The sequence below is a fragment of the Saccharopolyspora sp. NPDC000995 genome, assembly GCF_053599315.1.
This window is the reverse complement of the sequence record NZ_JBSFLZ010000200.1, coordinates 5,122-7,029: the sequence shown is the minus strand read 5'-3', so window position 1 is coordinate 7,029 and position 1,908 is coordinate 5,122. Positions and strand designations below refer to the sequence as shown.

2 protein-coding genes are annotated in these 1,908 nt (G+C 66.0%); both read left to right on the top strand.

Going from position 1 to position 1,908, the window contains the following annotated elements; translation table 11 throughout:
* The first annotated feature begins 35 nt into the window (after positions 1-35).
* A complete protein-coding gene (locus ACWDKQ_RS34270) occupies positions 36-1,214 on the top strand; it encodes an LLM class flavin-dependent oxidoreductase (protein ID WP_450142915.1) in 1,179 nt (392 codons plus the stop codon).
* The coding region (locus ACWDKQ_RS34265; RefSeq protein WP_450142914.1) for an enoyl-CoA hydratase-related protein at positions 1,214-1,908 on the top strand (695 nt) is incomplete at its 3' end. The genes ACWDKQ_RS34270 and ACWDKQ_RS34265, both read left to right, overlap by 1 nt.

Genomic DNA, 1,908 nt, shown 5'->3' with positions numbered 1-1,908 from the left:
GTTAGTCGTCAGTAACATTTGATGGAAGGGCTGGCATGGACTTCATCCTCATGACCGAGGGGGACACTCCGGTCGGGCTCACGCACGAGCACCGCTACCGGGAGCTGATCGAGGAGGTGCTACTCGCCGAGCGAGTCGGTTTCGACGCCTTCGGCAGCTCCGAGCAGCACGTCGCGATCGGCACCGCGACGGTGTCGGCCCCGGAGGTGCTCTACCCGTACCTGATGGCTTTGACGAACCGGATCCGCTTCATCCACCTGGTGACACTGCTGCCGACGCGGATGAACCACGCGCTGCGCGTCGCGGAGCGCATCGCGACCGAGGACATCCTCTCCCACGGCCGGGTCGAGCTGGGTACCGGACGTGGCAACACCACGCTGGCGTTGCGCGCGTTCGAGGTCGACCCGACCGAGAACAAGGCGCAGTGGCGCGAAGGCATCGAGGTGATCCGCCGCGCGTTCTGCGAGGACCCGTTCTCCTTCGTGGGCGAGCACTACAAGATCCCGCCGCGCAGCCTGGTGCCCAAGCCCCTGCAGTGGCCCTACCCGCCGATCTCCGCCGCAACCGGCAGCCCGAGCTCGGTGCAGACCGCCGCCGAGTTGGGCATCGGAGCCATCATGGGCGGGTTCTACCTCGGGTTCGACCTCGTGGAGAACCTGCTGAAGCTCTACGACGAGACCCTGGCCGCCACCAGCCACCCGTACCCGATCACGCCGCGCAAGATGGTCACGATCAGCGGTGGCATGCACTGCGCGGAGACCACCGCGCTGGCGCGTGAGCAGGCGAAGCCCTTGTTCGAGATGGCCAAGCTCTCCACCGGCGCCTACCAGCGGCTGTCCACCCTGTCCAAGGACTACGCCTACATGGGCGCGGTCAAGGACGTCGACTTCGACGATGAGGAGTACATGTTCGAGCGCTCGCAAGGCTTCCTCGTCGGCGACCCGGACCACTGCATCGAGCACGTGCAGCGGTACGTGGACATGGGAGCCGACGCCCTCGTGCTGCGCGTCGACAGCCTGCCCCACGACCAGCTCCTGCGCTCGATCGAACTGTTCGGCAAATACGTGATCCCGCGCTTCAAACACCCACGCAACGTGGTGCGCCCAGCCGACGACGTACTCGCCGACATACGGGCAGCGCGCCCCGCGCACGAACAGGCGTTGCGCACGTTCCAGACCGAGCACAACCTCCCCAGCGAGAAGGAGTCCGTGTGATGAGCGACCTCTACAACCACGGCACCGGCGATGTCCTCATCGAGCGCCGCGACGACGGCGTTCTGCTGATCACCTTCAACCGACCCGACCGGTACAACTCGCTCACCCTGCCGATGTTCGAGGAGATGAACCGGATCTGGGCCGACGTCGAACGCGACGAACAGACCAAGGTCGTCGTCATCACCGGAGCCGGCAAAGCTTTCTGCACCGGCATGGACGTCACCCAGCCCGACCCCACCCCCGAACAGGCGCTGGCGATCCTGGAGTCCGAACGCCAGCGGGTCTCCACGGTCCTGCGGACCGAGAAACCGATCATCTCGGCGATCAACGGCCCCGCGGTCGGCTACGGACTGTCCACCGCGCTGCTAGCCGACATCAGCATCGCAGCAGACGACGCGGTGCTGATCGAGGGCCACACCCGCGTCGGGGTGACCGCCGGCGACCACGCGGCGCTGATCTGGCCGCTGCTGGTAGGTATGGCCAAAACCAAATACTACGTACTCACCTCGGAGAAACTCACCGGTACCGAAGCCGAGCGGATCGGGCTGGTGAGCCTGTCCGTCCCACGCGAGCAGGTATTGCCGCGCGCCCTGGAGATCGCCTCCCAGCTGGCACGCGGTTCCCAGCAAGCCATCCGGTTCACCAAACGCGCGCTCAACGCCTGGCTCACCAACGCGGTACCCCAACACGAACT